Here is a 1,612-nt window from a genome sequence, read left to right as displayed (position 1 = left end):
CGGCCGCACCGAATATGCCGCCCATTTCCCAAGAGGACCACAGCCCCACCTCCAGCGGTACCCCCTAGCCGAAACGAGCAGTACCACCTACCCGGACTAGCCGTACCATCACGCCGTATTTGCCAGTAGCAACTTAACTATTGAAGAAATGACAGTCTTGGTGGCGGTGACATTGTGCTTGAACTCGATCCGATGATTGCGAAACTGGCGGGTCCCTCGGGGAGGCCGCCGCTCAGCGCTGACACGCTGGCCGAACATCGAGCGGCCGGAACAACTCGATACGGGCCGCCGGCCCTATTCGTCGAGCGCAACGATTATCCGATTCCTGGCGCGGTGGGCGTTCAGGTGCGGGTACACCGGCCTCAAGGGGTCGATGGACCGCTCCCGTGCGTGTACTCGATCCACGGCGGCTGGTATGTCCTGGGAAGTTTCGACATGGACGATGACCGCCTCTCCCGTTGGGCACGCCGATACCACATGGTCGGAGTATCAGTTGACTATCGTTGCTCCCCCGAAGCGCCCTACCCGGGGCCACTCGAAGACTGCTATGCCGGGCTGAGGTGGGTGTTCGATCATCACGAGGAGCTCGGCGTCGACCCGGACAATATCGGGGTTGCAGGAACCAGCGCTGGTGCGGGTCTCGCGGCAGCTCTCGCTCTATTGGCCCGCGATCGCGGAGAGTTCCCACTGAAATTCCAAGTGCTCGACGCGCCCATGATCGACGACCGCCAACTCACCCCCTCAAGCCAGATGGGGGGCCTAGTCGTCTACGACCCGCACACCAGCGACTACGGCTGGCGCTCCTACCTCGGCGACCTCTACGGCAACGCGGACATCCCGCCGTACGCGGCAGTGGCGAGGGCGAAGGACCTGAGCGGTCTCCCTCGCGCCTACATCGCAGTCGGCAACGTCGACGGCTTCCGCGACGAAGCGATCGACTACGCCACCCGGCTCAATCAGGCGGGAGTTCCTGCCGAACTTCATGTCCACCCCGTGCTCCGCATGGTGTCAAAGGCTTTACCGACACCCCGGTAGCCCTCCGCTATACGCAGGGAATCGATGATTGGGTCGGCCGGCGCGTGCGCCCGGAAGCATAACATCAACAAGCCACGAGGCCCAGCACCTGGGCAGTACCGATTTGGCAGCCTGGTAGGCGTCCGAGGGATCGGACTTCTCGTGCAGGCGTCGCTCGGCCCGGCAGGCGTCGCTCGGCCCGGTTGGCCTCCCGGATGCTGGATCCCTGGCCGGCCAGAACCCAGGTCAGTTCGGCTCCACACGGGCCGGTTCCTTCGGTGCCGGCAGCGATGGCTGGCCCGAAGCTGGTCAGGTAGGAGGCGATCTCCCGGTGCGCTGAACCGACGGCCAGGAACTTCTTATCCCTCGGGCGCTTGCCATGCTCGGTGGTCAGCGCCACGCGATGGGTGTATGCGAGGGCGTCAATCCCGGCAATGACCTTGATCCGTTTGTTTTTCATGATGGGACAAGTTCCTCAGACCCGGATCCGCGAGTAAGAACTTTTTGACAGGGGTGTGTTAAACCGAACAAGTGCCCCTTGAGCTGGGAAAATAGTAGTTGCGAAGCCAAAATTTTCCAGACAGAGAAGGACACCTGT

At 62.5% G+C, this 1,612-nt stretch carries 2 protein-coding genes; one reads left to right on the top strand and one right to left on the bottom strand.

Annotation, left to right across the window (positions count from 1 at the left end; genetic code table 11):
- Nucleotides 1–174: 174 nt before the first annotated feature.
- Complete coding sequence (locus QMG52_RS21655) at nt 175–1,035, top strand: alpha/beta hydrolase (RefSeq protein WP_283562465.1); 861 nt, start codon at nt 175–177, stop codon at nt 1,033–1,035.
- Nucleotides 1,036–1,099: 64 nt separating this feature from the next.
- On the opposite strand, the gene QMG52_RS21650 is transcribed toward QMG52_RS21655, so the two are convergent.
- The gene (locus tag QMG52_RS21650; RefSeq protein ID WP_283562464.1) at nt 1,100–1,474 is read right to left on the bottom strand and encodes a hypothetical protein; all 375 of its coding nucleotides are present in this window, start codon (nt 1,472–1,474) and stop codon (nt 1,100–1,102) included.
- Between the last annotated feature and the right edge of the window lie 138 nt (nt 1,475–1,612).

Origin of the sequence: Paenarthrobacter sp. PH39-S1 (assembly GCF_030063245.1) — a bacterium.
Lineage (GTDB): Bacteria > Actinomycetota > Actinomycetes > Actinomycetales > Micrococcaceae > Arthrobacter_M.
This window is presented reverse-complemented; position numbering and strand designations above follow the sequence as displayed.